22 protein-coding genes, 1 tRNA gene and 1 pseudogene are annotated in these 26,796 nt (G+C 67.7%); 11 read left to right on the top strand and 13 right to left on the bottom strand.

What is annotated here, in order from left to right:
• Positions 1-230: 230 nt before the first annotated feature.
• Complete coding sequence (locus EVS81_RS08750; RefSeq protein WP_130110046.1) at positions 231-509, bottom strand: cell division protein CrgA; 279 nt, start codon at positions 507-509, stop codon at positions 231-233.
• A 62-nt stretch (positions 510-571) separates the two neighbouring features.
• Between EVS81_RS08750 and EVS81_RS08745 the strand changes: the two genes are divergently transcribed.
• From EVS81_RS08745 to EVS81_RS08740, 3 genes are read left to right on the top strand one after another with little or no spacing between them, the layout of a single operon-like run.
• On the top strand, positions 572-1,348 hold the full coding sequence (locus EVS81_RS08745) for a class E sortase (protein WP_130111366.1): 777 nt from the start codon (positions 572-574) through the stop codon (positions 1,346-1,348).
• Positions 1,348-1,506 (top strand): hypothetical protein, encoded by a 159-nt coding sequence (locus tag EVS81_RS15805; protein ID WP_165384227.1) that lies wholly within the window; start codon positions 1,348-1,350, stop codon positions 1,504-1,506. The genes EVS81_RS08745 and EVS81_RS15805 overlap by 1 nt, the downstream gene beginning before the upstream one ends.
• Positions 1,503-2,138 carry an anthranilate synthase component II gene (locus tag EVS81_RS08740; RefSeq protein WP_130110045.1) on the top strand — a complete coding sequence of 212 codons (636 nt, stop codon included), beginning with the start codon at positions 1,503-1,505 and terminating at the stop codon, positions 2,136-2,138. Before EVS81_RS15805 ends, EVS81_RS08740 begins: the two co-directional genes overlap by 4 nt.
• 51 nt (positions 2,139-2,189) lie before the next feature.
• Here EVS81_RS08740 and pknB read toward each other — a convergent pair whose 3' ends face one another.
• Genes pknB through EVS81_RS08705 form a run of 7 tightly spaced genes read right to left on the bottom strand, consistent with a single transcriptional unit; the run spans position 2,190 to position 11,218 of the window.
• On the bottom strand, positions 2,190-3,905 hold the full coding sequence (gene pknB, locus EVS81_RS08735) for a Stk1 family PASTA domain-containing Ser/Thr kinase (protein WP_240739788.1): 1,716 nt from the start codon (positions 3,903-3,905) through the stop codon (positions 2,190-2,192).
• A 59-nt stretch (positions 3,906-3,964) separates the two neighbouring features.
• Positions 3,965-5,701, bottom strand: coding sequence for a protein kinase domain-containing protein (locus tag EVS81_RS08730; protein WP_130110044.1), 1,737 nt, complete (start codon positions 5,699-5,701; stop codon positions 3,965-3,967).
• Positions 5,698-7,185, bottom strand: a complete 1,488-nt coding sequence (locus EVS81_RS08725) for a peptidoglycan D,D-transpeptidase FtsI family protein (RefSeq protein ID WP_130110043.1) — start codon at positions 7,183-7,185, stop codon at positions 5,698-5,700. The genes EVS81_RS08730 and EVS81_RS08725 overlap by 4 nt, the downstream gene beginning before the upstream one ends.
• A complete protein-coding gene (locus EVS81_RS08720) occupies positions 7,182-8,585 on the bottom strand; it encodes an FtsW/RodA/SpoVE family cell cycle protein (protein ID WP_130110042.1) in 1,404 nt (467 codons plus the stop codon). Before EVS81_RS08720 ends, EVS81_RS08725 begins: the two co-directional genes overlap by 4 nt.
• Entirely contained in the window at positions 8,578-9,849 is a 1,272-nt protein-coding gene (locus EVS81_RS08715) for a PP2C family protein-serine/threonine phosphatase (protein ID WP_205879305.1), read from the bottom strand. Before EVS81_RS08715 ends, EVS81_RS08720 begins: the two co-directional genes overlap by 8 nt.
• A gap of 2 nt (positions 9,850-9,851) precedes the next feature.
• The gene (locus EVS81_RS08710) at positions 9,852-10,430 is read right to left on the bottom strand and encodes an FHA domain-containing protein FhaB/FipA (RefSeq protein ID WP_130110041.1); all 579 of its coding nucleotides are present in this window, start codon (positions 10,428-10,430) and stop codon (positions 9,852-9,854) included.
• Entirely contained in the window at positions 10,427-11,218 is a 792-nt protein-coding gene (locus EVS81_RS08705; protein WP_130110040.1) for an FhaA domain-containing protein, read from the bottom strand. The genes EVS81_RS08710 and EVS81_RS08705 overlap by 4 nt, the downstream gene beginning before the upstream one ends.
• A 169-nt stretch (positions 11,219-11,387) precedes the next feature.
• On the opposite strand from EVS81_RS08705, the gene EVS81_RS08700 reads away from it, so the two are divergent.
• Positions 11,388-11,471: transfer RNA gene (locus EVS81_RS08700), tRNA-Leu, on the top strand.
• Positions 11,472-11,621: 150 nt separating this feature from the next.
• Positions 11,622-12,304 (top strand): annotated as a pseudogene (locus tag EVS81_RS08690) (alpha/beta fold hydrolase).
• A 20-nt stretch (positions 12,305-12,324) separates the two neighbouring features.
• On the opposite strand, the gene EVS81_RS08685 reads toward EVS81_RS08690, so the two are convergent.
• Both EVS81_RS08685 and EVS81_RS15800 read right to left on the bottom strand, forming a co-directional pair.
• On the bottom strand, positions 12,325-13,587 hold the full coding sequence (locus tag EVS81_RS08685) for a tyrosine-type recombinase/integrase (RefSeq protein WP_165384225.1): 1,263 nt from the start codon (positions 13,585-13,587) through the stop codon (positions 12,325-12,327).
• On the bottom strand, positions 13,584-14,237 hold the full coding sequence (locus tag EVS81_RS15800) for a helix-turn-helix domain-containing protein (protein ID WP_165384224.1): 654 nt from the start codon (positions 14,235-14,237) through the stop codon (positions 13,584-13,586). The genes EVS81_RS08685 and EVS81_RS15800 overlap by 4 nt, the downstream gene beginning before the upstream one ends.
• Positions 14,238-14,335: 98 nt before the next feature.
• Between EVS81_RS15800 and EVS81_RS08680 the strand changes: the two genes are divergently transcribed.
• The 3 genes from EVS81_RS08680 (at position 14,336) to EVS81_RS08670 (ending at position 15,683) form a co-directional block, all read left to right on the top strand.
• Positions 14,336-14,560: a helix-turn-helix domain-containing protein gene (locus EVS81_RS08680; RefSeq protein ID WP_130110036.1), complete on the top strand. Its 225-nt coding sequence runs from the start codon at positions 14,336-14,338 to the stop codon at positions 14,558-14,560.
• A gap of 112 nt (positions 14,561-14,672) precedes the next feature.
• Positions 14,673-14,873, top strand: coding sequence for a hypothetical protein (locus EVS81_RS08675; RefSeq protein ID WP_130110035.1), 201 nt, complete (start codon positions 14,673-14,675; stop codon positions 14,871-14,873).
• Positions 14,874-14,894: 21 nt separating this feature from the next.
• The gene (locus tag EVS81_RS08670; protein ID WP_130110034.1) at positions 14,895-15,683 is read left to right on the top strand and encodes a Fic/DOC family protein; all 789 of its coding nucleotides are present in this window, start codon (positions 14,895-14,897) and stop codon (positions 15,681-15,683) included.
• 46 nt (positions 15,684-15,729) lie between these two features.
• On the opposite strand, the gene mobF is transcribed toward EVS81_RS08670, so the two are convergent.
• The 3 genes from mobF to EVS81_RS08655 all read right to left on the bottom strand — a co-directional run bounded on the left by mobF (position 15,730) and on the right by EVS81_RS08655 (position 20,986).
• Positions 15,730-19,179 (bottom strand): MobF family relaxase, encoded by a 3,450-nt coding sequence (mobF, locus tag EVS81_RS08665; RefSeq protein ID WP_130111363.1) that lies wholly within the window; start codon positions 19,177-19,179, stop codon positions 15,730-15,732.
• A gap of 457 nt (positions 19,180-19,636) precedes the next feature.
• On the bottom strand, positions 19,637-20,341 hold the full coding sequence (locus tag EVS81_RS08660; RefSeq protein ID WP_240739787.1) for a GTP pyrophosphokinase: 705 nt from the start codon (positions 20,339-20,341) through the stop codon (positions 19,637-19,639).
• 156 nt (positions 20,342-20,497) lie between these two features.
• Positions 20,498-20,986 (bottom strand): MarR family winged helix-turn-helix transcriptional regulator, encoded by a 489-nt coding sequence (locus EVS81_RS08655; protein WP_130110032.1) that lies wholly within the window; start codon positions 20,984-20,986, stop codon positions 20,498-20,500.
• A 132-nt stretch (positions 20,987-21,118) separates the two neighbouring features.
• Here EVS81_RS08655 and EVS81_RS08650 point away from each other — a divergent pair, with 132 nt between their 5' ends.
• The 3 genes from EVS81_RS08650 to EVS81_RS08640 all read left to right on the top strand — a co-directional run bounded on the left by EVS81_RS08650 (position 21,119) and on the right by EVS81_RS08640 (position 26,643).
• Positions 21,119-24,268 carry an efflux RND transporter permease subunit gene (locus EVS81_RS08650; protein WP_165384223.1) on the top strand — a complete coding sequence of 1,050 codons (3,150 nt, stop codon included), beginning with the start codon at positions 21,119-21,121 and terminating at the stop codon, positions 24,266-24,268.
• Between the two features lie 117 nt (positions 24,269-24,385).
• A complete protein-coding gene (locus EVS81_RS08645; RefSeq protein ID WP_130110030.1) occupies positions 24,386-25,012 on the top strand; it encodes a TetR family transcriptional regulator in 627 nt (208 codons plus the stop codon).
• On the top strand, positions 25,009-26,643 hold the full coding sequence (locus EVS81_RS08640; RefSeq protein WP_130110029.1) for an MDR family MFS transporter: 1,635 nt from the start codon (positions 25,009-25,011) through the stop codon (positions 26,641-26,643). Before EVS81_RS08645 ends, EVS81_RS08640 begins: the two co-directional genes overlap by 4 nt.
• Positions 26,644-26,796 lie beyond the last annotated feature (153 nt).

Below are 26,796 nucleotides of genomic sequence, written 5' to 3'. Positions count from 1 at the left end.
GAGGGTGCGGTTGGTCGCCTGTGCGCGCGTCATCCTGCGGCGCCGATCACAGGATCTCAGTGCGGATCCCGCGACTCGCTTCGCTCGTGCAGGATGACGAAAGCCCCGGCAATGCCGGGGCTTTCGTCAGTTATCCACATGCTTCTCCCCAGCTGGGGAAGGAACTACACCGGTGTGATTCGCGGCAGAGCGGGCGGCAACCGCGGGTCGGCGGGGCCTGCGTCGAGCGGCTACTTCCACCAGGGGGTCATGAGGAAGCCCACGAGCACGAGCCCGAAGCCCACGAAGATGTTGGCCTGACCAAGGGCGGGGACGGGCAGGGGGAGCGCCGTGGCGCTCGTGATGTAGTAGAGCACGATCCAGATGAGGCCGAGCAGCATGAACCCGAACATGACCGGCTTGAACCAGACGGGGTTGGGCGCGTCCTTCCGGGCGGAGGAGAGCGCGGCCTGATCCTGCGTCAGCTCTGCCGACTTGCGCTTGCTTACATTCTTCCCAGCTGCTGCCATGACTCTGAGTCTACCGGGAATCCGCAAGACTCTCAGCGCTGTGCGCATACAATGTCAGGGTGATGGAGTCTCGCAGCGCGCGCGGCCGACGCCGGCGGGCCCGCTTGAGTCCGCTCACGGTGATCGGCGAAGTGCTGCTGCTCGGCGGCCTGGGGGTGCTGGGCTACATCGTGTGGCAGCCCTGGCACACCGGCGTCGCGGTCACCGCCAAGCAGACCGAGCTCTCTGCGCAGGATTCGGCTCGCTGGGACGCCGCGGCCCCACCGGTCGAACCGGGCACGGTCCCGGTCGCCGCGCGGCCCGCGGCCGGCGAGGTGTTCGCGGTGCTGCACGCACCGGCATTCGGCACCACCTACGCGAACCGCATCGGAGAGACTACCGACTGGTGGACGGTGCTCAACCTTGACGAGAAGGGCATCGGGCACTACGAGAATACGCAGATGCCCGGCGAGCCCGGCAACTTCGCTCTGGCGGGGCACCGATCGGGGCCCCTGATCAACTCCTTCCGCGAGATCATGAACCTGCGGGTCGGCGATCCTCTGTTCGTCGAAACCGCGGAGGGATGGTACACCTATCGCTTCCGCTCGATCGAGTACGTGCTGCCGGACGCGGTGGACGTGCTGAACCCCTTCCCCCGCCTCGAGGGGCAACCGGGCGAGGATCAGATCCTCACGCTGACCACCTGCCACCCGAAGCTGGCCGGCAGCGACGAGCGCGCCGTCGCCTACTCGGTGTTCGAGGGTTTCCAGCCACGCAGCGACGGCCCGCCGGCCGAACTGCTCGAGCTCAATCCGACCATGGAGCGCACCCAGGCGTCCCGCGGGGATCAGGAGGCCTGATGTTCTCACTGCTCTGGCGTTTCTTCCCGGGGCCGGCCTGGCTGCGGGTGATCGTGCTCCTGCTCGTCGCGGCTGCGCTGGTCACCGTTCTCATCGCCTACGTCTACCCGTGGGCGGCCCTGTACTTTCAAGCCGAGGAGGCGACGGTCGGATCATGACGAGCATTCTGATCATCGACAACTACGACAGCTTCGTCTACACGCTGAACGGCTACCTGCAGCAGCTCGGTGCCGCGACGCGGGTGATCCGCAACGACGAGGTGAGCCCCGGGGAGCTCGAGCAGCTCGTCGCCGACTACGACGGGGTGCTCATCTCGCCGGGTCCCGGAACTCCGGCGGATGCGGGCGTCTCGATCGCGATGGTGGGCATCGCCCTCCGCACGGGTATCCCGCTGCTGGGCGTGTGCCTGGGCCACCAGGCGATCGCCGAGGCGCTCGGCGCCACGGTGACCCATGCCGAGGAGCTCATGCACGGCAAGGTCTCGCGGGTGCACCACAGCGACGATCCTTTCTTCGAGGGCGTCGCCCCCGAGTTCAACGCGACCCGGTACCACTCGCTCGCGGTGGTGCGCGACACCGTTCCGGAGACGCTCGTGATCACCGCCGAGACGGCGAGCGGAATCGTGATGGGACTGCGTCACCGCGAGCTGCCCGTCTACGGTGTGCAGTACCACCCCGAATCCGTGTTGACCGAGGGCGGCTACCGTCAGCTGGGCAACTGGCTGGGTGTGGCGGGCCTCGGCAACGCCCCGCGGATCGCGCAGTCGCTCTCCCCCCTCATCGCGGGCTGAGCACGCGTCGTCCCGCGCTCGGCGCACCTGCTGCGCGGGGAAGCGTCGTGGTCAGGCGGCGCAGTACTTGACCTCGAGCGCGGCGCCCTGATCCTGCTCGCCGACGATCGACTGCCAGGTCACGGGGAAGTTGCCCTCTGCCGGGCACTCATCCGCGGTGTAGGTGATCTCGAGACCGCGGCCGTCGAGCAGGGACCGTGCCGCTTCGAGCGGGTGGCCGACGACCTCGGGCACCTTGACCTTGCCGCTCGACACCCGCACGGAGACGCTCTCGCCCGAGGCGAGCTCGGTGCCGGGGGTCGGTGAGACTTCGAGCACGCGCCCCTCGGGCGCGATGGGGTCGTCGACGCTCGTCTCGACACCGACTGCGAGACCCAGATCCTCGAGCGCCTGCTTGTACTCCGCGAGCGACATGTTGTCGGGCTCGGGCACCTGGGCCACCTCGGGGCCGGTCGAGATGTAGAGGGTGATGGAATCGCCGACGGTGAGCACCGTACCGGTCGTGGGGTCGCTCGAGATCACGCGACCGGCGGCGATCGTCTCGCTCGTCTCGTCGATGGTCACGGGGAACAGGCCCTGCTTCTGCAACAGCTCGAGGGCATCCGCCCGCTCCATCTCGACCAGATCCGGGATCTCGCGCGAGTTGTCGGGCACGAACTGCTGCGGGGCCAGCGTCACCAGCCAGAAGACCACCGCCACGATCACGGCGCCGACAGTCAGTATCGCCGCCCACGTCCACATCACCGGCGGTCGGCTCTGCGTGCGCGCGGCACCGCCGCCCTCCGAGAGCTGTCGCAGTGCGAGATCAGACTCCGAGACCTCCTCGCCGCCGGAGAAGAGCACGGTGTCCTGCGGCTGCACCGACAGCTTCGGCATCGTGCCGCTGGCCGCGAGCCGCAGCGCGTCGCGGAACTCGGATGCCGTCTGGAAGCGCTTGGAGCGATCCTTCGCCAGCCCGTAGAGCACGACGCGGTCGAGCTCGGGAGTCACCTCGGGGTTGCGGTCGCTCGGCGGGGTGGGCCGCTCGCTGACGTGCTGGTAGGCCACTGCCACCGCGGTGTCGCCGCGGAACGGCACGTCGCCTGCCAGCAGTTCGTAGAGCAGCACCGACGTGGAGTAGAGGTCGGTGCGCGCGTCGATGGACTCGCCCTTGGCCTGCTCCGGCGAGAAGTAGGCGGCCGTGCCGAGGATCGCCGTGGTCTGCTGCAGCGTGGAAGACGTCTCGGAGACCGCGCGGGCGATCCCGAAGTCCATCACCTTCACCTGACCGCTCTTGGTGATCATGATGTTGGCGGGCTTGATGTCGCGGTGCACGATGCCGGCGCGGTGCGAGTACTCGAGCGCGGTGAGCACGGAGTCGACCACCCGGCAGGCCTCGGACTGCGACAGGCCGCCCTCGGAGAGGAGCTGCCGCAGATTGGTCCCCTCCACGTACTCCATGACGATGAACGGCAGCCGCTTGGGGCCGTCCGCCGTCTGGATGAGGTCGTCGCCCGCGTCGAAGACGCGCACCACGGTGGGGTGCGCCATGCGCGACGCCGACTGCGCCTCCTGGCGGAAACGGGAGCGGAACTGCTCGTCTCCGGCCAGATCGGCCTTCATGACCTTGATGGCGACCTGACGCCCGAGCTTCATGTCCGTCCCGCGGTACACGGTGGCCATCCCGCCCTGCCCGACGAACTCGCCGATGGAGTAGCGACCGGCGAGGATGCGCTGCTCACCGGCACCATCGGTCGTATCGGGCATGGTCACCTCTTCCGTGCTCAAGGACTGCCTCCAAGTTTATCGGGATCCGGGGTCGCGTTCCGGCCTTCCGCCGAGACCCGTCAGGGCTGACCGTTGCCCCCGGAACCCGCATCGGGTCCGTCGGCCGGCGGAGCCTGCACGGTGATCGTCGCCTCCGGTGAGGCGGGTGAGACCCGTTCGACGCCGCTCGCCTGGCAGGTCGCCGTGTAGGTCACCGTGATCGTGGCGTCGTCTGCGCCGGGATCGAGGGTGGGCGCCTGCAGGTTGGCCGTCGAGCCCGAGACGCTCGCCAGCGCGTTCGACGGATCCGCGGTGACGGTGTAGCCCTGCAGGGTGAGCCCCGTGGGGCAGACATTCGACGCGAGGCTCAGCGTGAACGCCTGACCCGAGTCCACCGTGTCGGTGCCGGTCGGCGCCGGGGGCTGGGCGACGTCGCCGAACGGGACGTTGACCGTGAGCACGATGGCCTGGTCGAAGGGCACGCGGGAGCCGCTCGGATTGACCTCGGTGACCAGGCCGACCTCGTCGTCGGGCGCCTGGCTGCCCGGCTGCGTGGAGACGTTGGTGAAACCGAGCCCGTTCAGGTAGGCTGTGGCCTCCTCGGCGGACTTGCCGACCACCTCGCCGCGGTCGATCGCGCCGGTGGTGGGCGCCTCGGTCGTGGCGGGCGTGGTGGTGGTGGTCGTGGGCGGCGGGGTCGTCGTGCGCTGGGGCTCGCCGTCCCCGCCGCTCAGCAGCGCGTAGGCCGTGCCCGCACCGATGATGAGGAGCAGAGCCGCGAGCGTGATGAGCGGCCAGGTCCACGGGCTCTTCTTCTTCGCGACCGGCTCGGCAGCCTCGCCCGCCTCGTCCTCGGGATCCTGCTGCTCCGCGAGGGCGCTTGTCTGCGGCATCACCGCGGTGGCCGCATCGAGCGCCTGGGTCTGCTGCGCCATCACGGCGGTCGCCGCCAGTGACGCGCCGAGTACCTGGGGCACATAGCTGGCCGCCAGCTGCACGTCGTTCCGATGCAGCGCCGTCGCCGCCTGCGCGAGCTTGGCCGCGGTCGCCGGGCGACCCGCCGCATCCTTCGCGAGGCAGGCCATCACGAGATTGCGCACCGGCTCCGGCACGTCGCCCGGCAGATCCGGCGGGGTGTCGTTGATCTGCGCCATCGCGATCGCCACCTGCGATTCGCCGGTGAACGGGCGCTTGCCCGCGAGGCACTCGTAGGCCACGACGCCGAGGGAGTAGATGTCGGTGGCCGCGGTCGCCGTGTGCCCGCTCGCCTGCTCGGGCGCGAGGTACTGCACGGTGCCCATGACCTGTCCGGTCGCGGTCAGCGGCACCTGGTCCGCGATCCGCGCGATGCCGAAATCGGTGATCTTCACGCGCCCCTCGGGCGTGATCAGCAGGTTGCCCGGCTTGATGTCGCGGTGCACCAGACCGGCGTCGTGAGCGGCCTGCAGCGACGTCGCGGTCTGCGCGACGATCCCGAGCACCCGGTTCGCCGGCAGGCGCCCCTCGCGCTCGATGATCGCCGAGAGCGGCTCTCCGGGCACGAGCTCCATCACGATGTAGGCCGAGCCCTGCTCCTCGCCGTAGTCGAAGACGTTGGCGATCCCCTCGTGATTCACGAGCGCGGCGTGCCGCGCCTCGGCGCGGAAGCGCTCGAGGAAGCCCGGATCCCCCATGTACTCGTCCTTGAGGATCTTGATGGCGACGGTGCGGCCGATGATGCTGTCGGTCGCCCGCCAGACCTCGCCCATGCCTCCGACGGCGATCCTCGAGCTGAGCTCGTAGCGTCCGCCGAATGTGATCCCTGCCGCTGGCCTCATTCGCTCAACACCGCTTCCATTACTCGTTTTCCGACTGCCGTGGGGAGGTCGAACGAACCCCCCTCAAATCCGTAGGCTTCGCCGCCGCCGTTCTCGATCACCACGGCGATGGCCACTTCGGGATCCTCGACCGGCGCGAATCCCGTGAACCACAGCGTAAAGGGAAGGTCATTCCCGTTCTCGTCCGTGCCGTTCTCGGCGGTGCCCGTCTTGCCCGCGACTCGAACCCCGTCGATGCCCGCCCGCTGCGCGAGGCCCTCGGCGGAGGAGACGCCCTCCTCCATCATGCCAGCGACGTCCTCCGCCGTCTCGCGCGAGATCGGCTTCGAGAACTCTTCGGGAGTGTACTCCTTCTCGACGCGCAGGTCCGGTGTGATCACCCGGTCGACGAGGTAGGGCTTCATCACCGTGCCGCCGTTGGCGATTCCCGCCGAAACCATCGCTACCTGGAGGGGGGTGACCCGCACGTCGAGCTGCCCGATCGAGGAGAGCGCGACCTGCGCTTCGTCCTCGGGCATCGGGGACGTGCTGGGCGTGACCGCCAGCGGGATCGACAGCTCCTGCTCGAAGCCGAAGGCGTGCGCCATGTCGGGCACCGCGTTCGGCTCCATGTCCATCGCCATTTCGGCGATGGGGATGTTGCACGACAGCACGATCGCCTGTTCGAGGGTGGCCTTCGAGCCCGTGCCGCAGGTGGTGCGCGACGCGTTCTGCATCTCGTGGGTCGACTGGGGCAGTTTGAGCTGCGCCGGATTCGGGAACTCGGTCGAGGGCGTCGCCTCGCCCGACTCGATGGCGGCGGCGGCGGTCACGAGCTTGTACACGGAACCCGGCGGGTACAGGTCGCCCGCGATCGCGCGGTTCTGCAGCGGCTGCGACGGATCCTCTTCGAGCTGGCGGTAGTTCGCGATGATCTCGGCGTCGCTGTTCGTGGACAGCACGTTGGGATCGAAGCTGGGGGTCGACACGAGCGCCAGGATCTCGCCGGTCTTCGGATCCAGTGCCACCACGGCGCCCTCGAAGCCGCCCTCGGCCATGGCTTCCGCCGCTGCGGTCTGCGCGGCGGGATCGATGGTCGTCTGCACGGAGCTGCCCTGGGGGGCGACCCCGTTGAGCGTGTTCATGATGCGGGTGAAGAACTGCGCGTTGCCGATGCCCGAGAGATCCTGGTTCATGGCCGCCTCGAGGCCCGTCATGCCCTGCGTGTGCGAGAAGTAGCCCGTGACCGGCGCGTAGAGGGGGCCGTCCGAGTACTGCCGTACGAAGCGGAACGAGTCGCCCGTGGGGGTGGAGTAGGCCACGGGATCCCCGTCGACGAGGATCGAGCCGCGCTCCACCTTGTAGCCGTTCTTGACGGTGCGGCCGTTCAGCTCGTTGGCGCGCAGGTCGTCCGCCGACACGAACTGGATCATCGTGACGGAGAAGAAGAGCACCAGGAACATGCCGAACACGGTGCGGGTGAGGAACTTCAACTGCTTGTTCATGTACGGATCACCAGCTTCGGTCGGTTGCGCACCGAGTTGGAGAGCAGGATGAGCAGGGCGATGATCATCCAGTTCGAGACGAGCGAGGAGCCGCCCGCGGCGAGGAATGGCGCCGTGAGCCCGGTGAGCGGGATGACGCGGGTGATGCCGCCGACCACGATGAACACCTGCAGGGCGACGGCGAACGCGAGTCCCGAGGCGAGCAGTTTGCCGAAGTCGTCCTGCCCGGCGAAGCCGATGCGCAGGCCTCGGCCCACGAGCAGCAGGTAGGCGGCGAGGATCACGAACAGCCCGATGAGCCCGAGCTCTTCGCCGAGGCTCGCGAAGATGTAGTCGCTGCGCGACTCCGGCGTGTCGAACGGGTAGCCCTGACCGAGCCCGGTGCCGGTCATGCCGCCGTTCGCCATGCCGAACAGCCCCTGCACCATCTGGTAGCTGCCGCCGAGCGGGTCCGCGAAGGGGTCGAGCCAGTTCGCGAAGCGCACGTTGACGTAGGCGAGCGTCTGGCTGGCGACGATACCGCCCACGAGGAACAGGCCGACGCCGAGGATGATCCAGCCGATGCGTCCGGTGGCCAGATACAGCATCGACAGGAAGAGCCCGAAGTAGAGCAGCGAGGTGCCGAGGTCGCGCTGGAAGACGAGCACCGACATGGCCGCCAGCCAGAACACGAGCAGCGGGCCGAGATCGCGGGCGCGCGGGAAGCGGATGCCCAGGATCTTCTTGCCCACCATCGCCAGCGAGTCGCGATTGCGCACCAGGTATCCGGCGAAGAAGATCGCGAGCAGGATCTTCGCGATCTCGCCCGGCTGGAACGAGAAGCCGCCGATGTGGATCCAGACGCGCGCGCCGTTGATCGTCTGCCCGATCCCGGGCAGCATCGGGAGCAGCAGGAGCACGACGGCGCCGAGGCCGCTGAGATAGGTGTAGCGGAACAGCACCATGTGATTGCGGATCACGAGCAGCACGACGATGGCCGCGAAGACGGCGATCGACGACCAGACGAGCTGGCGCACCGCCCACGCGTCCCAGCCCGAGAGCTGCTGCGCGAGGTCGATGCGGTAGATCATGGCGATGCCGATGACGTTGAGGAACGCGGCGATCGGCATGATCAGCGGATCGCCGTCCGGGGTGATACGCCGGATCGTGATGTGCAGCGCGAACAGGGCGATGACGAAGAGGGCGCCCGCCGGCGCCAGCTCAGTGGTGGGCGCTCCCACCACGGTCAGGTCGATGATGACGACCGCCGCGATGCCCACCGCGATCGCGAAGAGCAGCAGGGACAGCTCGAGCCCCAGCAGCTTGCGGGGAGCGCGGAGGGCGGTGATGCGCTGCAGCACCGTCTCGCTAGTGCGGGTCTGGTCGAAGGTGCGGGCGTCGCCGCTCTGCGGGCTACTCATCGTGCACCCCCAGCCGCAGCACGATCTCCCGCGCCTCCGCGAGGGAGCCGGCACTGAGGGTGCGCTTCACCTGGCGCTGCTCGAGCCCGTCGAGCTCGGAGAGCGGGATCTCCGTGTCCTCGGCGACCGAGTGCAGCGAGAACGAGCCGATGTTCTGCTGCACGCCGCGGTAGATCACCACGGTGTCGCCGTCGGTGCCCACGAAGTAGCGGCTCTGCGTCCACTGGTAGCCGAAGAGCAGGGCGCCGCCGATCGCGAGCAGCACGGCCACCGCGCCGAGCGCCCACAGGAGTCGGCGGCGGCGATTGCGGCGCCGTGTCTCGGCGATCAGCTCTGCCAGGTACTCGTCGACGCGGGGCTCGAACTGGCTCTCGGCGACCACCGGCGGGCGCCGCACCAGGCGACGGCGTCCCATGAGACGCGTGCGCGCCGTCGACGTGTCGCCGTCGCGCAGGTCGGGCGTGGTCGCCGCAGAGCCGGCGAAGCGGCGATTCGATTCGGGGAGCTCGCTGGTGGCGTGCGGATCGACGTCGGGAGCCGCCTCCGTCTCGACGAGCACGACCGTCACGTTGTCGGGTGCGCCGTGGGCGAGGCTCTTGTCGATGAGCGAGTCGACCGCGCCCTGCAGCGAGGAGCGCCGTCGCAGGATCTTCTCGATGTCGTGATCTTCGACGTAGCCGCAGAGCCCGTCGGAGCACAGCAGCCAGACATCGCCCGGCCGTGTGTCGAGCACGTCGGTGTCGACCTGCGGCGAGGAGTCGACGTCGCCGAGCACGCGCATCAGCACCGAGCGCCGCGGGTGCGTCTTCGCCTCTTCCTCGGTGATCTTGCCGCTGTCGACGAGGCGCTGCACGAAGGTGTGATCCTTCGTGATCTGCTGCAGGTGGTTGTCGCGCAGCAGGTACAGGCGCGAGTCCCCGATATGGGCGAGGGCGAGCTGGTCCCCCACGGGGATGAAGCCGGTGAAGGTGGTGCCGAGACCCGCGAGCTCGGGCCGATCCTTCACGACGGCGCGCAGCTTGGTGTTGGTCTCGAGGATCGCCGTGCGCAGCGAGTTGGTGGTGGCCTCGGGGCTGCTCGTCGGCGGCACGTCGAGGGCCGCCATCTCCTTGGCGGCCACCGCGGAGGCGACATCGCCTCCCGCGTGCCCGCCCATACCGTCGGCGACGAGGAAGAGGTGGTCTCCGGCGAAGCCCGAGTCCTGATTGTTCGAGCGCACCATGCCCACGTGGGAGCCGATGGCGCTTTCGTAGGTCACCCGCACGCTCAGGGCCTCAACTCGAACGTGGTCGTGCCGATGGTGACGGGGGTGTACGGCGGAACCGGGGTCGGCTTCGAGATGCGCTCGCCGTCGACGCGGGTGCCGTTGGTCGAGTCGAGGTCGGTGAGGATCCACTGCTCGCCGCTGCGCGAGAGACGCGCGTGGTAGGTGGACGTGTAGTCGTCGACGATGACGAGCGTGGAGTCGCTGCTGCGGCCGATCGTGATGAACTCGTCGTCGAGGTTGATGGAGGTGCCGTCGGCGACGCCGGAGGTGATGACGAGGTGCCGCGCCGCGCCGGATCCGCCGGCCGAGGGGAGGTCGCCGCCGGCCGAGGGCAGACCGCCCCCGCTCGGGGTGATCGCGGGCCCCGAGTGCGGCGGGGCAGGAGCGCTCGGTGCCGAGACCACGGCGGAGACCTGCGGGGTCGCCTGCGGGGCGCCTCCGGTCTCCGCGCCGCTCCGCATGCGGCGCACGGGGGCACCGAAGAGGTCGCTGCGCAGCGCGTACACGATGCCGAAGATGAAGAACCAGAGCAGCAGAAGGAATCCGATGCGCAGGATGAGCAGGGTGAGTTCGCTCACAGGCCCCTCCAGAAGTCTTGATCGATGCTCGGAGGGATCTCCGGCGTCGAGTTCTGCGCCGGCTGGGCGCGTGTCGGTGGGGTGCCCGGTCGCGCCGGCGGCGCGACCGGCGGCGCGGTGCGTCCGCGCCCGGGCACGAGCTGGAACCGCAGCGCGGTCTGTCCGATGGTGATGACGATGCCGGGGGCGAGCGCGGCCTCGCGGAAGCGTTCCCCGTTGATCTTGGATCCGTTGGTCGAGCCGAGATCGCGCGCGATGCCGGCCGATCCGTCCCAGATGACCTCGAGGTGCTTGCGGGAGGCCGCGTTGTCGGTGATGCGGATGCCGCAGTCGCTGCCGCGGCCCACCGTCGTCGTGCCGCGGCGCAGTTCGTGGCGGGTGCCGTCGACGTCGAGCACCGCGATCCAGTCGACCGCGCCCTCGACCCGCGAGGAGTCGATCTCGAGCACGCCGACCGTTAGCCCCTCGTCGGGGCGGATCTCCACGTCGGGATCGCCCAGCAACTGGTAGTTCTGCCGCTTCGCGTGTTTCACCACGACGCCGCGCAATTCCTGCTCCAGCGTGTCGCCGAGGCCGCGCAGGCGATCCGCGTCCTTCGGCGCCACGCGCGCGACGAAGCGATTGGGTGCGAGCACACGGTCGCGGTCGACGATGACCGCGCTGATGTCGAGCTCGCGCTTGAGCGCAGACGCGATCTCGACGGGCTGCACACCGGATCGGAAGGTGCGCGCGAAGGCGCCGTTGACGGCCCGCTCGAGCCCGCGCTCGACGCTGTCCAGAATGCCCACGTGCCGTCCTCCCTTCCCGCTCGGCCCATCGTTCGTCGTCGACGCGCGTCGTTGCGGCACGCCGGTACGCCATTCAGTTTAGCCAGCAGTGTAGCCCGCTTTGGTGAGAAGGCTCCGGTGCTGCTAAGCTTGTGGAGTTGTCCGGCACGCAGGTGCAGGGCGGCGATGCGCGCGAGTGGCGGAATTGGCAGACGCGCTGGCTTCAGGTGCCAGTGCCCGCAAGGGCGTGGGGGTTCAAGTCCCCCCTCGCGCACGCGAATGAAATGGCCCCTGACCTGGGATTTAGTTCTCCGGGTTGGGGGTCATTTGCATCGGAAGTGCTAGAAAAAGTGCTAAGCCCCTCCGCTGGCGACCGTCTGAGCGGCTTCGTTCGGCGCTTCGCTGTCTTTGGTGCCGTGGGATCATGGAGGGTATGCAAGCCGCCCAGACCGTCGTGTTCCTGCACGGGCTGGGTGAGAGCGCGGATGCCTGGGATGCGCAGCGTGCCGCGTTGCCGTCAGGCTTCGACTCGTTGGCTGTTGACGTCTTCGGTTCCGACAACGGGTCTGGTGGGGCTGCCGAGTTCAGCCTCGATGCTGCGGCGGATGCAGTTCTGCGGCAGATCGAGCGGCATGGGGCTGACAGAGTGCATCTGTGCGGGCTGTCGCTGGGGCGATGATCGCGTTGCAGTTCGCGCTCGATCACCCGGCGCGGGTGCGGTCGCTGACGTTGGCGGCGGGGCAAGTGAAGCCGCCGCGTGCGCTCATGGCCGTGCAGGGCGCAGTGTTCCGCCTGCTCCCGGCCAAGGTGTTGGAGAAGCAGGGCGCGCGCAAGAACGTGATGCTGTCGGTGTTGCGAGCGGTCAGCCGTGCCGACTTCTCAGATCGGCTCGATGAGGTGTCGTCTCCGACGCTGGTGCTGTGCGGTGAGAAGGATCGTCCGAACCTGCCTGCGGCTCGCGCGCTCGCAACGGGCATCCGCGGTGCGGAGTTACGCATCATCCCGGGTGCGGGGCATCAGTCGCACATGCAGGCACCCGAGGCCTTCGCGACGCTGTTGGGAGAGTTCCTGACCCGCGTGAGCGCACAGGAGGTAGACAACGGCTGATAGCCGTGGATGTGCGGGGTTCAGGAGCCGAGGTGGGCGGCGAAGCGGTCTACGGCAGAGCGTTGCATGGTCGGGGTGACGTGGGAGTAGATGTTCATCGTCGTGGTGATCGTTGAGTGTCCTAGACGTTCTTGCACGACCTTGGGATGCTCCCCGAGTTCAAGCAGCAGCGTGGCGTGGGTGTGACGCAGCCCTTTGATCGTGACGCGGTGCAGGGTGTTGAACTTCGCGGTCGCCCACTTCAAGCGGCGATCCCATCGGCTCGTCATCGCGTCGGGTGAGCGCAGCTTGCCGTCGTCGTCTCCGAACACGTAGGCGTCGGCTTTCGCCAGCTCGAACGAGAGTTCGGCGCGGGCGACCTTGTACGAAGCGAGTACCTTCAAGGTCTCGGCGTCCACGTCGATGACGCGGGCTTGCCCGGTTTTCGTGGTCTTGGTCTTCGTCCAGTCGTCGGTATCGACGGCGCGGCGGATGCTGATCCGCATGGTCTTGGTGTTGATGTCCGACCACCTGAGCGCCAGTGCCTCGCTCCTGCGCATGCCGGTGTAGGCGATCAGCCGCCATAGCGGAAACAGCTCGTCTTCGAGGGTGTCGCGGTTCCAGGCGAGGAAGGTCTGCAACTGTTCGGCTGTCCAGGTGGCGATTTCTGGTTTCTGTGCCCGCACCTCGCTGGATTTCGGGGGTTTCACGGTGCGCTTCTTCTTCGCCGGGTTCACGGTCAGGTGCCCGTCGTCTATCGCGGCGTCCAGGATCGCGCCGAGCACGACATGCACCTTGTGCACCGAGTTGGCGGAAAGCGGTTTGCCCTTGCCGTAGGTGTCGTTGCGTCCGTGGTCTTCGAGGTCGCGGTAGTGGCGGGCGATCCGGGTGGCGGTGAGCTTGTCGAGGCGAATGCTGCCGAGCTGGGGTCGGATGTGGTTGCGGATGATCTTCTTGTAGCCCTTGATCGTGGACGCCGCGAGCTTCAATCCTGCCGCCCATTCGTCGGCGTATGCGCCGAGCGTGGGTACCTTGTTCCCGAACTTCTCGTTCTGCTTGCGCTGCTTCAACGCCTCCTGCAAGGCGTCGTTCGCCTCGTCGGTGCTGGTGAAGCCGGAACGGGTGAGACGGCGCGACCCCATCTCGGGATACTCGGGGTCTTTCAAGACGTAGATTTGGAACCGCCACCGCTTCCCCTGGTCAGTGTCGTATGCCTGGATCGAGCCGGGCTGCCGGGAACGCGAACGCCGCTGCCGCTTCTCACCCCCACCGCTCTGCTCAGCGGGCGGTTTCTTCCCGGTCATGACCGTGTGCTCCTCGCGGTGATCTGTCCGGGCCGGTGGGTGTCTGCGTAGTTGTCGATGTAGTCCTTGGCGTTGAACACGCGCCCGTCCGGGTCGAGCTGCACGCCGCGCTCCTGGATCACGCGGGCGCGTGCCCGCGCCGTCTCTAGACGTTCCTGGTAGGCGGCGATGGTCTTCGGGTGCGCGCTCGTCTTCTCGGGATCGTCCTTGCTGGGGGTGGTCATGCCGTCGAGGGTGGTTTCGAGGTGGTGGATGCGGTCGGTGCAGATCACCCATTCTTTCTGCCAGTAGTTGAACAGCCCCTCGTCGGTGAGGACGAGTTCCCCGCGCATCCACCTGTCGATCTCTTCCGGCTCATACCCGTCCGGCACTCCGGTAAGGGTTGTCTGCTCGTCCGGTGGGGTCAGGAGTGCCGCGGGGGTGGTGCGCAGCAAGTAGGCGATCACGGTCAGGTCGTCCACGTCCACGCGGCGATCCCCGGCCTCTAGCTTGCTGATGCCCGACGGTGACATTTTGCGCCCTGCCGCGTGCAGTCCGTCGGACATGGTGCGCAAGTCCATCCCGATCGCTTGCCTTGCGGCGCGGATGTTCTGCGCGACGTGCGTGTTTGTGATCCCTGCGGGGTTGCCCCGCACCCTCTCGTTTTCCATGTAAGAAATCTACAGTGCGATACTTGACAGCGCAAGTGCGATTCTCTACGGTGGGAAGAATCACATTCACGCGCGCGACCGGAACGGATGGTGTGACCATGCGGCAGAGCACCCTCGACATGGACGACCTCCGCAAGCGGCGCAGCCTGGTCATCACCCGCAAAGAAGCTGCCGAAGCCCTCGGGGTCGATCCCCGCACGATCACCACGAGCATCAACGAGGGCACGATCCCGCATGTGAAGCTCGGACGGCGCATCGTGATCCCGCGCGAAAAGTTCCTCGCCCTCTTCGCAGACACCCCGGCCAACAACAGCGAGCCCTGACGCTCCACGGCCGGGGGTGCCGATTCGGCACCCCCGCTCCCGGCTTCCCTGTGAATGTCGGTGCCGAGACGTAGACTGATCTGAGAACGCCGACCACAAGGAGGCACCCCGAATGGCTCTCAAGACCTCTGTATCCGAGGCCTATGTCCGGCGCGTGCTCGCGGAGGTCGAGGCTGGGCAGGAGACTGCCGGGGCGGTCGTGTCCGAGGCGGATCGGGAGATTGCCCGCCGCCAGGTGCGCGGGGAACTGTCCGGGGATGAGGCAGTGCGCGAGGCGATCGCAGTCGCGCTTACCCGTTTCCCTGAGAAGTAACCTGTCCGGGCAGGAGCACCAGTGCCCGACCGCTACAGCTACCCGAACAGCCTTGTTCTCATCAACAAGCTCGGCATCACCGACTACGACCGCTGGAAAGCCGTCGAGACGGCCGCGATCCATCAGCGCATGGTCGAACTCACCGAGCACCCCATCCCCGGCCGTTTCGACCTCGCCCACCTGCAAGCGATCCACCGGCACCTGACCGCTGATCTGTATGTCTGGGGTGGCGACATTCGCGACACCGACACCCACCCCGGCGGCACCGGCATCGCGCACTGCCGCCCCCAGTTCATCGTGCCCGAGGCCGAGCGCGTCTTCGACGCACTCGCCGCCCGCGACCACCTGCGCGGTCTGGATGCGGATGCGTTCGCTGATGGGCTGGCGTGGGTCTGGGGTGAGACGACCGCGATCCACCCGTTCCGTGACGTGAACACGCGCAGTCAGCACATCATGTTCAACCAGCTCGCCCGCGAAGCCGGATGGATCATCGACTGGTCGCAGATTCCCGGCGACGTGTTCGCCCACGCCCGAACCCTTGCCATCGTGGAAGACCATTCCGGGATCGATGCCCTGATCCGTCCGAACCTTGTTGCCGTCAAGGACGCTGCGCAGCGCGACCGACTGATGGAGCTGTTGAACGAGCACACTCAAGGCTTCACGACACGCAAGGCCGTCCGTGACCCCGCCGTGCTCGACCGCGAGCTGGACGCTGCACGCGAACACCGCCGCACCCTGCCCCAGGTAGATGCGTTCGGACACGACTACCCTCCTGGCAGCGACCGGGGCGGCCCGAGTCTCGGACGGTAGCCGGGGGCAAGGGCGCGATGTGCCCGCGGCAGCCGACCGCGCCGGGTCATAGGCCGCGTGCCGGGCCGTCGCGCCGGAGCGCGCTTCGGTGGTGCTGCTCATAGTCGCGCGACAAGGCGCGCTCTCGCTCGGCTCGCCAGGCGTTGCGGGCAGCTTCTTCTGCGCGGGTCTGCTCGATCCTCTCTGCGGCTTCGGCCGGGGTGAGCGAGCGCAGCAGCTCGGCTTCCTCCCGTGCTTGCCTCGCAGTCTTCCTGGCTCGTGCGGCCTGTTGCGCGGGGTTGGTGGTGAGGTACGCCTGCTGATTGCGGATCACGGTCTCCGCGCCGAACACTCGCGCGAACGCGACGAGTCGTTCGGTCTGCGCTCGCTCTGGCCGGTTTAGCAGGGCGTTGCGTGCCGCCTGGTGTTCCTGCTTGGCGTCGATCACGCGCGGGTCGTTCTCGATTCGGGGCCGGGTGACTCGCTCCACCCACGCATCGGCGCGTTCGTTCAACCTCGACGGCTCGCCCCACTCAATTGTCACCTGCTGGCGCGCTTCGGCGGTGCGCGCTTGAGCGTTCTCGTGCTCGTCGCGGGCGCGGCGCTTCCCGAACCACGACGACGCCCGCACCTGCTCGCTGGCTTCCTGTTCAGCAGCGTCGGCCTGCTGCCAGTCGGCGAGTGCCCCTCTCGCCGCGGAGACGACCGGCGCGGCGACCTCGGCGCGCACCTGCTCGGCCCGTTGCTGTGCGGTCTGCTCGGCCGCTCGCGCCCTCTCCCGTACCTCGGCCTCACGGTCGGTGAGGTCGGCAAGGGCGGTGCTGACCTGTTGCCAGCGTGCGGCCTGCGCCTCAGCCGTTGCTGCACGCTTGTCGAGCGCCGCGATCTCGTCGTTCACGAACCGCACGGGGCCGTTCTCGACCAGCCCGGCCACTTCTTCGACAGCACGGCGGGTGGCGTCGGCAAGTCCGCGGTCGGCGCGGTCGCGCTCCATCGCCTCGATGAACTGCGCCCTGGCATCGGCCTCGTTCTCGGCAACGATGTGCAGCACGTTCGACTCTCGCCCGCGGGTCATGCCGACGTACACGCCTGCGGCGCTGGTCGCGTCGGTGAGGAGCGTGTGCGATGCGGGCACGGTCGCGCCCTGCACCCCGTAGGCGGTCGCCGCATACGACAGGTGCGCGTGCTCGGCCACATAGTCTGCGGGGAGTCTGACTGTGCGCTGCCGCTTCCGCCCGCTCCCCGCCTCGCGCACAGAGACAGCGCCGTCGTCCTCGACGTGCTGCACGACCCATTGCTGCCGATTCGCCACGCCCACATCGGAGTTGTTCTTCCGCGTCTGAATCACATCCCCCGCTCCGATAGGCAGGCCGTCGCTGCCGTAAACGGTTCGGGCGTCGACGAGTCCGTGGGAGACTCGTTCCTCGCGGATGCGGGCGTTGAGGGTGCGGGCCTCATCGTTCGTGCTGACAGTGACCGCTTCGCCGTCCTGCCGCTCCTGGGCAATATGCTCGCGCGCCTCGTCTCCGCTCTCGTGCAGACGGATGAGACCGAGCCCGGCGAGCTGGTCAAACACTTCGCCGGGGTTTCTACCGTCGCGCATCCGTAGCGTGACCTCGGCGTAGGCGGGGTCGGTGAAGCGGTGCACCTCGGCCATATCGAACGTGTGACCCCGGAACTGCGCGGCCACATCGAGCACGCCGCCACGACCGACCGCGGCGAGCTGGGCGCGATCCCCGACCAGTGCGACCGTCGCGCCCGCCTCGGCGGTGACGGTCAGGAGGGCGATTGCGGTGTCCTGGTCGAGCATCCCGGCCTCGTCCACGATCACCCGCTCACCCTGCGCCAGCCGCGCGTCCTCGGACGGGCCGCGGTAGGTGCGGCCCGTCTCGGGGTCGGTGTCGCCGGGTGCGAGGCGCATCCATACGCCGTCACTGTTCCAGCGCCACCCGTGCGCGTGCACGAGCGCCGCAACACTGCTCGCGGGCACGTCGAGTTCGTCGCGTGCGACCTGCGCGGCGCGCAACGTCGGCGCAACCACCCGCGACACCCGGCCATGCTGCGCCGCGACCTCGATAGCGACACCGAGCATCGTGGTCTTGCCCGCACCCGCTGCACCCTCCACGATCACGAGCGGATCGCGCGATGCGACTGCGGCGGCGGCGCGCTCCTGCCCGGCGTCCAGGCCCCGCGCTGTTGCCGCGTCGCGCACGTCGGGGTGCTTTGGCTCCCGCTTCGGTACTCGTGCGGTCAGGAGGTCGCGCAGTTCCGTCTCAGCCTGCACCACGCGCAGGCTCGTGAGGTGCGCCACATGCTCCGGCGCCGCTGCGCCGGGCGGGAGAAGCGAGAAGCAATCCTCCATCGCCAACGCCGTTGCAATGCGCACGAACTCGCGCACCTCGTCAGGGGCCGCTTGCACGCCGTACTCGGTCATGATCCGCGTCGCGTGCTCCTGCACCGTGTGCCGCGTCCACGCCGAACTACCTGCGGTGCACCGATCCAGCGCACGGCTTGCAACGGTCTGCACGGAGAGGTCGTCCAGCGACGCCGGCGCACGGCGCACGGGCCGGCGCAACGTGGCCGGGTCGTAGCCGGCCTCGCGCAACTCCGTCACCCACGCCTGTTCTTCGCGCAGGGTGGTGGGCTTCTTCGCAGGCCGCTCATACGCCCACGCTTGCGCCGCGAGCCGGGCCGAGACGACCGGCCCCACAGTCTCGCCCGGATGCGCCGCCTCCCACTCCGCCTCGAAGCGTTCTAAGTGCTTGCGCACCTGCTCGCCGCGCTTGCTCATCACACCGTTGAACCGCTCGAGCTCGACCACCTCGCCCGATACCGGATCAAGGGTCAAACCGTGCCGATCCAGCACCTCCGTAAGCTCAGGATGCGCGGCGATCACGGCGGTACCGAGCGCGCGGATCGCGCTCTGCTGCCGGAACAACGCCGCCGTATCCAGCGCCCGCCACTTCCCAGCCGCCCACACGCGGGTACCGACCTGAAAGTGGATATGCCGGTGCGGATCACCCGCCCGCGACGTGCGGTGCGACACCGCCACCGTCTGCAACTGCTGGACGGGCACCACCTCCTGCTTGCCGCGCGGCCCGACACGGGTCACGGAGTGCTCGGCGAGCCACGCCTGAATCTCCGCTACCGCGTCCTGCTGCGCCCGGTCGAGAACATCGGAGACCTCCGGGTGGAGCGCTGCGGCGATCGAGAGCGACTTCGGGGCATTCACCACCATCTCCGCGAACCGCGGCGACCCCTGTTTCCCGACACCCGGTAGACGGGGCGTGCCCATCGACTCGCCCGTGACCGGGTTCACCCAATCCACCCACGCCGCATACGCCTCCGGGTCAAGCCCGAGCGCAGCAGTCACGTTCCCGGCGCTATCGAGCGCGGTGAACGCCGCCACAGACGCATCCGCGCCGAGGTAATAGTCATCGGCACGGGAACGATCGGCCTCGACATAACGGCGCGCGTCGGCTCCGGTTCCCCGGAACAGGATCACGCCGCCATGCATGAGGATCACCACCTGATGTTTCTACGACAGAAACTGACGTATCTACCACGGTAGCATACGTTCATTCGGAATAGAAGTACGAGGTGATCGGCGGTTAAGGCCGAGGTCGATCAGCGGTTCGGACGCGGCGGGCTCAGTCACGTGGGCGCCGGTTGTCCTGAAGCTCTCGGCATCTCGCTGTCATCGAGGCGCACTACGACGAGAAGGTTCCGTGTGAGACGGGACACCGGCTCGATGCGACCGACGCAGCCCCTGGCTGGGGTCGCCAAGCATGCGCACTGGTCACCGGGCGACGGGTCAGGTCTGTTCCACGTCAGCACGGGAGCCTCACGTTGTGACGACTCCTGTTGACTGTTCGAGACTAAACAGGTCGTGCAGGTCGGGTTGTCCCTCGCAGCTGGCACCGTCGACGGGAGAATAGTCGTACGAGTATCCGGCCCGTCAGCGGGCGCCCGTGCTAGCGGGAGGGCTCGTCCGTCGTGTCGCCGTGCCCTGGCTCTCGGCCATTCGGGAACAGTGCTCCGAGGAGGAGCGCCTCTGGGTGGATGACTTCGTCGGTTTGGGTCCTCAGGCGTGGGTTCGGGGGGCGGAGCGCGCGGACTTCTCGGTGGATGCGTTCCATTTTCAGGTCGAGGTTGTTCGCGAGCTCCGCGGCTTCGGTGAGTTCGTTGAGGAGCTCGGCGGGGATCTCTTGGTCGAACTTGTAGTCGATCTTGTGCTCGAGGCTGGCCCAGAAGTCCATGGCGATGGTGCGGATCTGGATCTCGACACGCGCTTCGGTGACCGAGGAGGAGAGAAACACCGGCACTTGCACGATGAGGTGGAGGCTCTTGTAGCCGTTCGGTTTCGGGTGCTCGATGTAGTCCTTGGTCTCGATGACGGTGATGTCGGGTTGGGCGGCGAGCATCTCGGCGATGAGGTAGACGTCCGCGATGAAGCTGCACACGATTCGGATGCCTGCGATGTCGTGAATCTGCTCCTGGATGGTTTCGATCGACAGCGGCAGCTCGTGGCGCTGTACTTTCTCGAGGATGCTCTCGGGGCTTTTGAGGCGGGACGAGACGTGTTCGATCGGGCTGTGGTCGTGGAGGTGCTCGAACTCGGTTCGGAGGATGTTGACCTTGGTCATGATTTCGTTGATGCCGAACTGGTAGCTCAGCATGAAGCGGGCGAGACTGGCGCGGAAGCTTCCGAGTCTCGCGATCCGGTCGTCATCGCCCGGTTCTGGGCGGGCGTGTCGTGGTCTCTTGCTGCTCATCGGCAGGCCTCCCTTGTGGAGATCGGCCGGCGAGTGCGGCAGGGGTCGCCGGCCGGAGCGTCAGTCGCTCATCGTCGTGTGGTCGGTGGTGTTCTGGCTGCTCTCGACGGCGCGGACCAGGGCGCGGATGCCCTGGGCGAGTGCGCGGAGGTCGTCGATCGCGAGCAGGCCGAGCGGGGTGCTGCTGAGTTCCGGTCTTGCGGCCATCAGACGCTGCACGGTCTGGCGTCCCAGCTCGGAGGCGCTGGCTCGGCGCACGCGCTGATCGTTCGGGTCGAGGCTGCGCTCGGCCATGCCCTGCGTCTCGAGGCGATCGACGATCCCCGACATGGTCGCCAGCGACACCCCCACGGTCTTGGCGAGCGCCTGCATCGTGCTGCCGTCGGAGTGGGTGACGAGGATCATCAGCACCTTGAGCTGCTGCATCGTCAGGCGCAGCGACAGCACCGGCTCGAGGTGCTCCGGCACGAATGAGGATTCCAGGCTGGCCTGCAGGCTGAGCAACTCAGCGAGGAGCGTCTTGCGCTCCGTCTCTTCATCTCTCTTCACGCCTCAAACGTACCTTTCGTTCCCAGGTGCAACTCAGATCGAGTTGCTTAGTCCTATACTAAGCTTTGCGTGGCGCTAACCATATTCGGGAGCGTCGCCTGCCCGAGTCCCTCTACTGTTCGGTGGTGTTTTTTGTTCCGACTCGCCCGCTTCAGCCTGGCCAACCGGACGTTGGTCGCGCTCATCACGATCCTGATCGCCGGTTTCGGCGTGTTCTCGATGACGCAGCTCAAACAGGAGCTGATCCCGTCGCTCTCGTTGCCGCAGACCACGGTCGTGACCGCGGTTCCGGGTGCGAGCCCTGAGGTGATGGACGAGCAGGTGAGCGTGCCGATCTCGCGGGCGATCGCCGACCTCGACAATGTGGAGCAGGTCGTGGCGACGTCGTCGTCGAGCATGTCGATGGTGTCGATCGCGTACACCTATGGCGTCGACGCCGATGATTTCCGCGCCTCGGTGGAGCAGGCCCTGAACTCGATCTCGGGCAGCCTGCCGAGCGATGCGGACCCTCAGCTCATCTCGGGGAGCACCTCTGACATCCCGGTCATCTTCATGACCGCGTCCGGCTCCGACGAGGACATCACCGCCCTGTCGAACACGCTCACGGACACGGTCGTGCCCAAGCTCGAGTCGATCTCGGGTGTGCGGTCGGCTGCGGTGTCGGGAGGAGCGGTCGAGCGGGTCGTGATCACCCCGGATCAGGCGGCTCTCGCGGCGAACGGGCTGAACCCGCAGGCGCTGAGCCAGGCGCTCGAGGCGAACGGCATGACGCTGCCGCTGGGCAGCGTCACCGACGACGGAGCGTCTCTGCCGGTCCAGGGCGGCACGGCAGTCGCATCCCTCGACGCCATCAAGGGCTTGCCGCTTGCGAGCCAGACCCAGCCCGGCACCGTCGTGACCATCGGCGACGTCGCCAAGGTCGAGCTCGTCACCGAGCCGCAGACCTCCCTCACCCGCATGGACGGTGAGGAGGCGCTGTCGATCTCGATCACTGCGAACCAGGACGCCGACATCGTCGCGATCTCCCACGCCGTCGGCGACGCCATCGCCGAGCTCGAAGACGAGGTGCCCGGCCTGTCGTTGACGATCGTGTTCGATCAGGCGCCGTTCATCGAGGAGTCGATCCAGCATCTCGCGATCGAGGGGCTGCTCGGTCTACTGTTCGCGATCGTCGTGATCCTGGTCTTCCTGCTGTCGCTGCGCTCGACGATCGTGACCGCGATCTCGATCCCGCTGTCGGTGCTGGTCACCTTCATCGGCCTGAACCTCGGCGGCCACTCGCTGAACATGCTTACCCTCGGCGCGCTGACGATCGCGATCGGCCGCGTGGTCGACGACTCGATCGTCGTCATCGAGAACATCAAACGGCATCTCTCCTACGGCGAGGAGAAGGTGCACGCCATCCTCACCGCCGTGCGCGAGGTCGCCGGCGCGATCACGTCGTCGACGCTCACCACGGTGGCGGTGTTCCTGCCGATCGCGCTCGTGGGCGGCATGGTGGGGGAGCTGTTCGCCCCGTTCGCGTTGACGGTGACGATCGCGATGCTCTCCTCGCTGCTGGTCGCGCTCACGATCGTGCCCGTGCTCTCGTACTGGTTCCTGCGTGCTCCGAAGAACGTCACGGACGTTGAGGCGGTGCGCTTGGCCGCCGAGGAGAAGGAGCACAAGAGCTGGTTGCAGCGCGGCTACAAGCCGATCCTGCGCGGCACGCAGAAGCACCCGATCATCACCATCATCTCCTCCGTGCTGCTGCTCGTCATCACGGTGTCCCTGGTCCCGCTGTTGAAGGTCGACTTCCTGGGCAACACCGGGCAGAACATGATCATGGTCACCCAGACCTTCCCCGCCGGGTCGGATCTGGACACGGTCTCCGACGGCGCCCGCGACGTGGAGGACGCCCTCCTCGACATCGACGGCGTCGAGGACGTCATGCTCATGGCCGGCTCCAGCGGCGGCGGGTCGGGCGACTTCTCCGCGATGCTCGGCGGGGGCGGCGGCACGGCCACCTTCATCGTGAACACCGACGCGAAGGCCGATCAGTCCGCGCTGCAGGACACGGTGCGCGACCGGCTCGCGAAGCTCGACGGCCCCGGCGAGGTGAGCCTCGCGGACGCCGCGTCGATGGGCGGTTTCGGCGGCTCCGTCGACGTGCTCGTCACCGGTACCAACGATGAGGATCTCGCGAGGGCGGCAGAGGCCGTGTACGCGGCGCTCGAAGACACGCCGAACACCACCGAGGTGTCGAGCGACCTGGCACCGGCGCAGCCGATCACCCAGATCACGGTCGACCGCACGGTCGCCCTCGAGCACGGCTTCACCGAGATCCAGCTGCTCGGCATGGTCGGCAGCATCCTCTCCCCGCAGAGCATCGGCAAGGTCACCATCGACAACGAGGAGTACCGCATCTTCCTCGACGCGACCCCGCCGCCCGCGACCATCGCCGAGCTCCAGGATCTGCAGATCCCCACCGCCACCGGCATGGTGCCGCTGACCGAGCTCGCATCGGTGAAGAAGGTCACCGTGGCGACCTCGGTGACCCGGCAGGACGGCGATCTCGTCGCGACGATCTCGCTCACCCCAGCCGAGGGCGAACTGGGCGCGGTCACCACCGAGGTGCAGGAGCGACTCGACGGCCTGGACCTGCCTACCGGCACGACCGCGACACTCGGCGGGCTGGCGGAAACGCAGCAGGAGTCGTTCCAGCAGCTCGGGCTCGCGATGCTGATCGCGATCGCGATCGTGTTCCTGCTGCTCGTGGCGACCTTCCGGTCGCTCGCGCAGCCGCTCATCCTGCTCGTGTCGATCCCGTTCGCCGCGACCGGCGCGATCGTGCTGCTGCTGATCACCGGCAAACCGCTGGGCATCTCGGCCCTGATCGGCATGCTGATGCTCATCGGCATCGTGGTCACGAACGCGATCGTGCTCATCGACCTCGTGAACCAGTACCGCAAGCAGGGCCAGAGCGTGCGCGACGCCGTGTTCAACGGCGCCCGCCAGCGCCTGCGCCCGATCCTGATGACCGCGCTCGCCACGATCTTCGCCCTGATCCCCATGGCGCTCGGCGTGACCGGGTCCAGCGGCTTCATCAGCCAGGACCTTGCGATCGTCGTGATCGGCGGACTCATCTCGTCGACACTGCTGACCCTGGTGCTCGTGCCCGTGCTGTATCTGCTCTTCGAGGACGGCCGGGAGCGCCGCAGGGCGAAGAAGCAGCAGGATGTCACGACGAGTTCGGACCTGCCGAGCGCCAGCGGGGACGCGATGCACGCCGCACAGGCCTAACCCCAGGTGCAGCTGGTCGTCACCCGATTCCCCGGAAGAGATGGCGAGCGGCTGCGGCAGCACCGAAACCTTAGTTTGCAGTTGTGCAAATACTGCGGAGGCGCATAGAATGCATGAGTGAATGATTCTGCTCTGAGTCTGCGTGAGCGACAGCGCCTCGAGGTCGCGGCGGCCATCCATGATGCGGCCGCCGACCTCCTCCTCGAACACGGGTGGACGGCCACCACCGTCGACATGATCGCGGCGCAGGCTGGCGTGTCCAGTAGGACGTTCTTCAACTACTTCCCGAGCAAGGAGGACGCTGCGCTCGGGTTGCGACCGCTGCACGTTCCGGCGCCGGCGAGCGAGTCGTTCTTCGACGGCGACGGAGACCTGTTCGAGCGCGCGGTGAGACTCACGATGGCGGTCATCCGCACCGCCGTTCCCGACGACGGCCTCGGGGAGCGGCGATCCGAGCTCATCCGCACCCTGCCGGAGCTGCGGGCGCGCCTCAAGCACTTCTCGACGACGGCGGGCGAACTCATCGAGCCGATCCTGATCGAGGAGCTCACCCGGCGAGCTTTGATCGAAGAATCGGTGCAGGCGCAGGACATCCGCGATGCGGCAACTGCGCTCCGCATGCTCGCGGCCACGGTCGTCCGTTTCGCTTTCGTCAAGAACCCCGCCGCTTGGTCGGCTACTACCACCGAGTCGCTGGCATCCGCCACCGCCCTATTCCGAGAGGTCATCCAGAGCCCATCATGACAGACGTCACGACCCCGCCGTCGGCCGCAGCCGCGACGGCGAAACGCAACATCCTCCTGCTCTTTTCCACCTTGATGATCGTGATGCTGCTGGCATCGCTGAGCCAGATGGTGCTCTCCAGTGCCCTGCCGACGATCGTCGGCGAGATGCACGGTGTCGAGCACATGACCTGGGTGATCACCGCGTACATGCTCGCCTCCACGATCACGATGCCGGTCTACGGCAAGATCAGCGATCTCGTTGGCCGTAAGCCGATGCTGATCGCCGCGATCGTGCTGTTCGTGGCGGGCTCCGTGGTCGGCGGCCTCGCGCAGGACATGAACTCCCTGATCGTCGGACGGCTCGTGCAGGGCCTCGGCGGTGGCGGGCTCATGATCCTCTCCCAGGCTGCGATCGCCGATGTCGTGCCCGCCCGTGAGCGCGGCAAGTACATGGGCATCATGGGTGGCGTGTTCGCCGTCTCCTCGGTCGCCGGCCCGCTGCTCGGCGGCTGGCTCACCGAGGGCCCCGGCTGGCGGTGGGCGTTCTGGATGAACGTTCCCCTGGGCATCCTCGCCGTCGTCGCGACCATCGTGCTGCTGCGCCTGCCGAAGCTGAACCGCACCGAGCGGCCGAAGATCGACTACCTCGGCATGATGCTGCTCGCCATCGCCACCTCCACGCTGGTGCTGGTGGGCACCTGGGGCGGATCGATGTACGAGTGGGGGTCGCCGCAGATCATCGGCCTGATCATCGCCACCGTTGTCGTCGGCGCCCTGTTCGTGCTGGTCGAATCCCGCGCCTCCGAGCCGGTCATGCCGCTCAGCCTGTTCAAGGACCGCAACTTCAACGTGACCACGATCGCGGGGCTGCTCATCGCGGTCGCGATGTTCGGCGCCGTCGGCTACCTCCCCACCTACTTCCAGATGGCGGTCGGGGCGAGCGCGACAGCTGCGGGCCTGCTCATGATCCCGATGATGGCGGCGCTGCTGCTGACCTCCATCGTCACCGGCGCGGTGATCTCGAAGACCGGCAAGTACAAGCTGCTCCCGATCGTCGGCACCGCCATCGTCGCCCTCGGCGTCGGCCTCCTCGCGACCGTGCAGGTCGACACCCCGGTCTACCTGATCTGCATCTACATGGCCGTGATGGGCGTCGGGCTCGGCACGAGCATGCAGATCCTCACCCTCGTCGTGCAGAACTCGTTCCCGCACAAGATGGTCGGCACCGCGACCGCGGCGAACAACTACTTCCGGCAGGTCGGCAGCAGCCTCGGCTCCGCCGTGGTCGGATCGATCTTCGCCAGCCGGCTCACCTCGCTGATCACCGAGAAGCTGCCGAGCGGCGGGGCGGGCCCCTCCGACGGCGCGAACTCGCTGACGCCGGAGCTGATCAAGTCGCTGCCGGAACCGATCCGCAACCTCATCGTCGAGTCCTACAACGAGGCGCTGATCCCGATCTTCATCTACATGGTGCCCCTCGCGGTCATCACCGCCGTGTTGCTGTGCTTCGTCAAGGAGAAGCCGCTCGCGACCGAGATCAACGCCGAGATCATGCCGGAATCCCTCGCCGAAGGCCAACTGCTCGTGGACGAGAACCTCTTGGAGGAATCGGATACCGAGGCTGCGACCGCACCCCCGGAAACCCGCTGAACGGTCTGGCGCACCCCTCGCGAGAGCAGCGGGGGTGCGCCACCCGCGCGGCGCGACGACGAGGCCGAGGTCGGCGGTCAACTGGGACGGGATGATCCCTCGTGTCGCGGCCGTGCGCAGCAGTTCGCCGCGTCGGTGCTCGAGCCGCCCTCG

This window comes from Leucobacter triazinivorans, from assembly GCF_004208635.1.
Lineage (GTDB): Bacteria > Actinomycetota > Actinomycetes > Actinomycetales > Microbacteriaceae > Leucobacter > Leucobacter triazinivorans.
The sequence above is the reverse complement of the archived record's forward strand: the minus strand, read 5'-3'. Positions and strand labels throughout refer to the sequence as shown.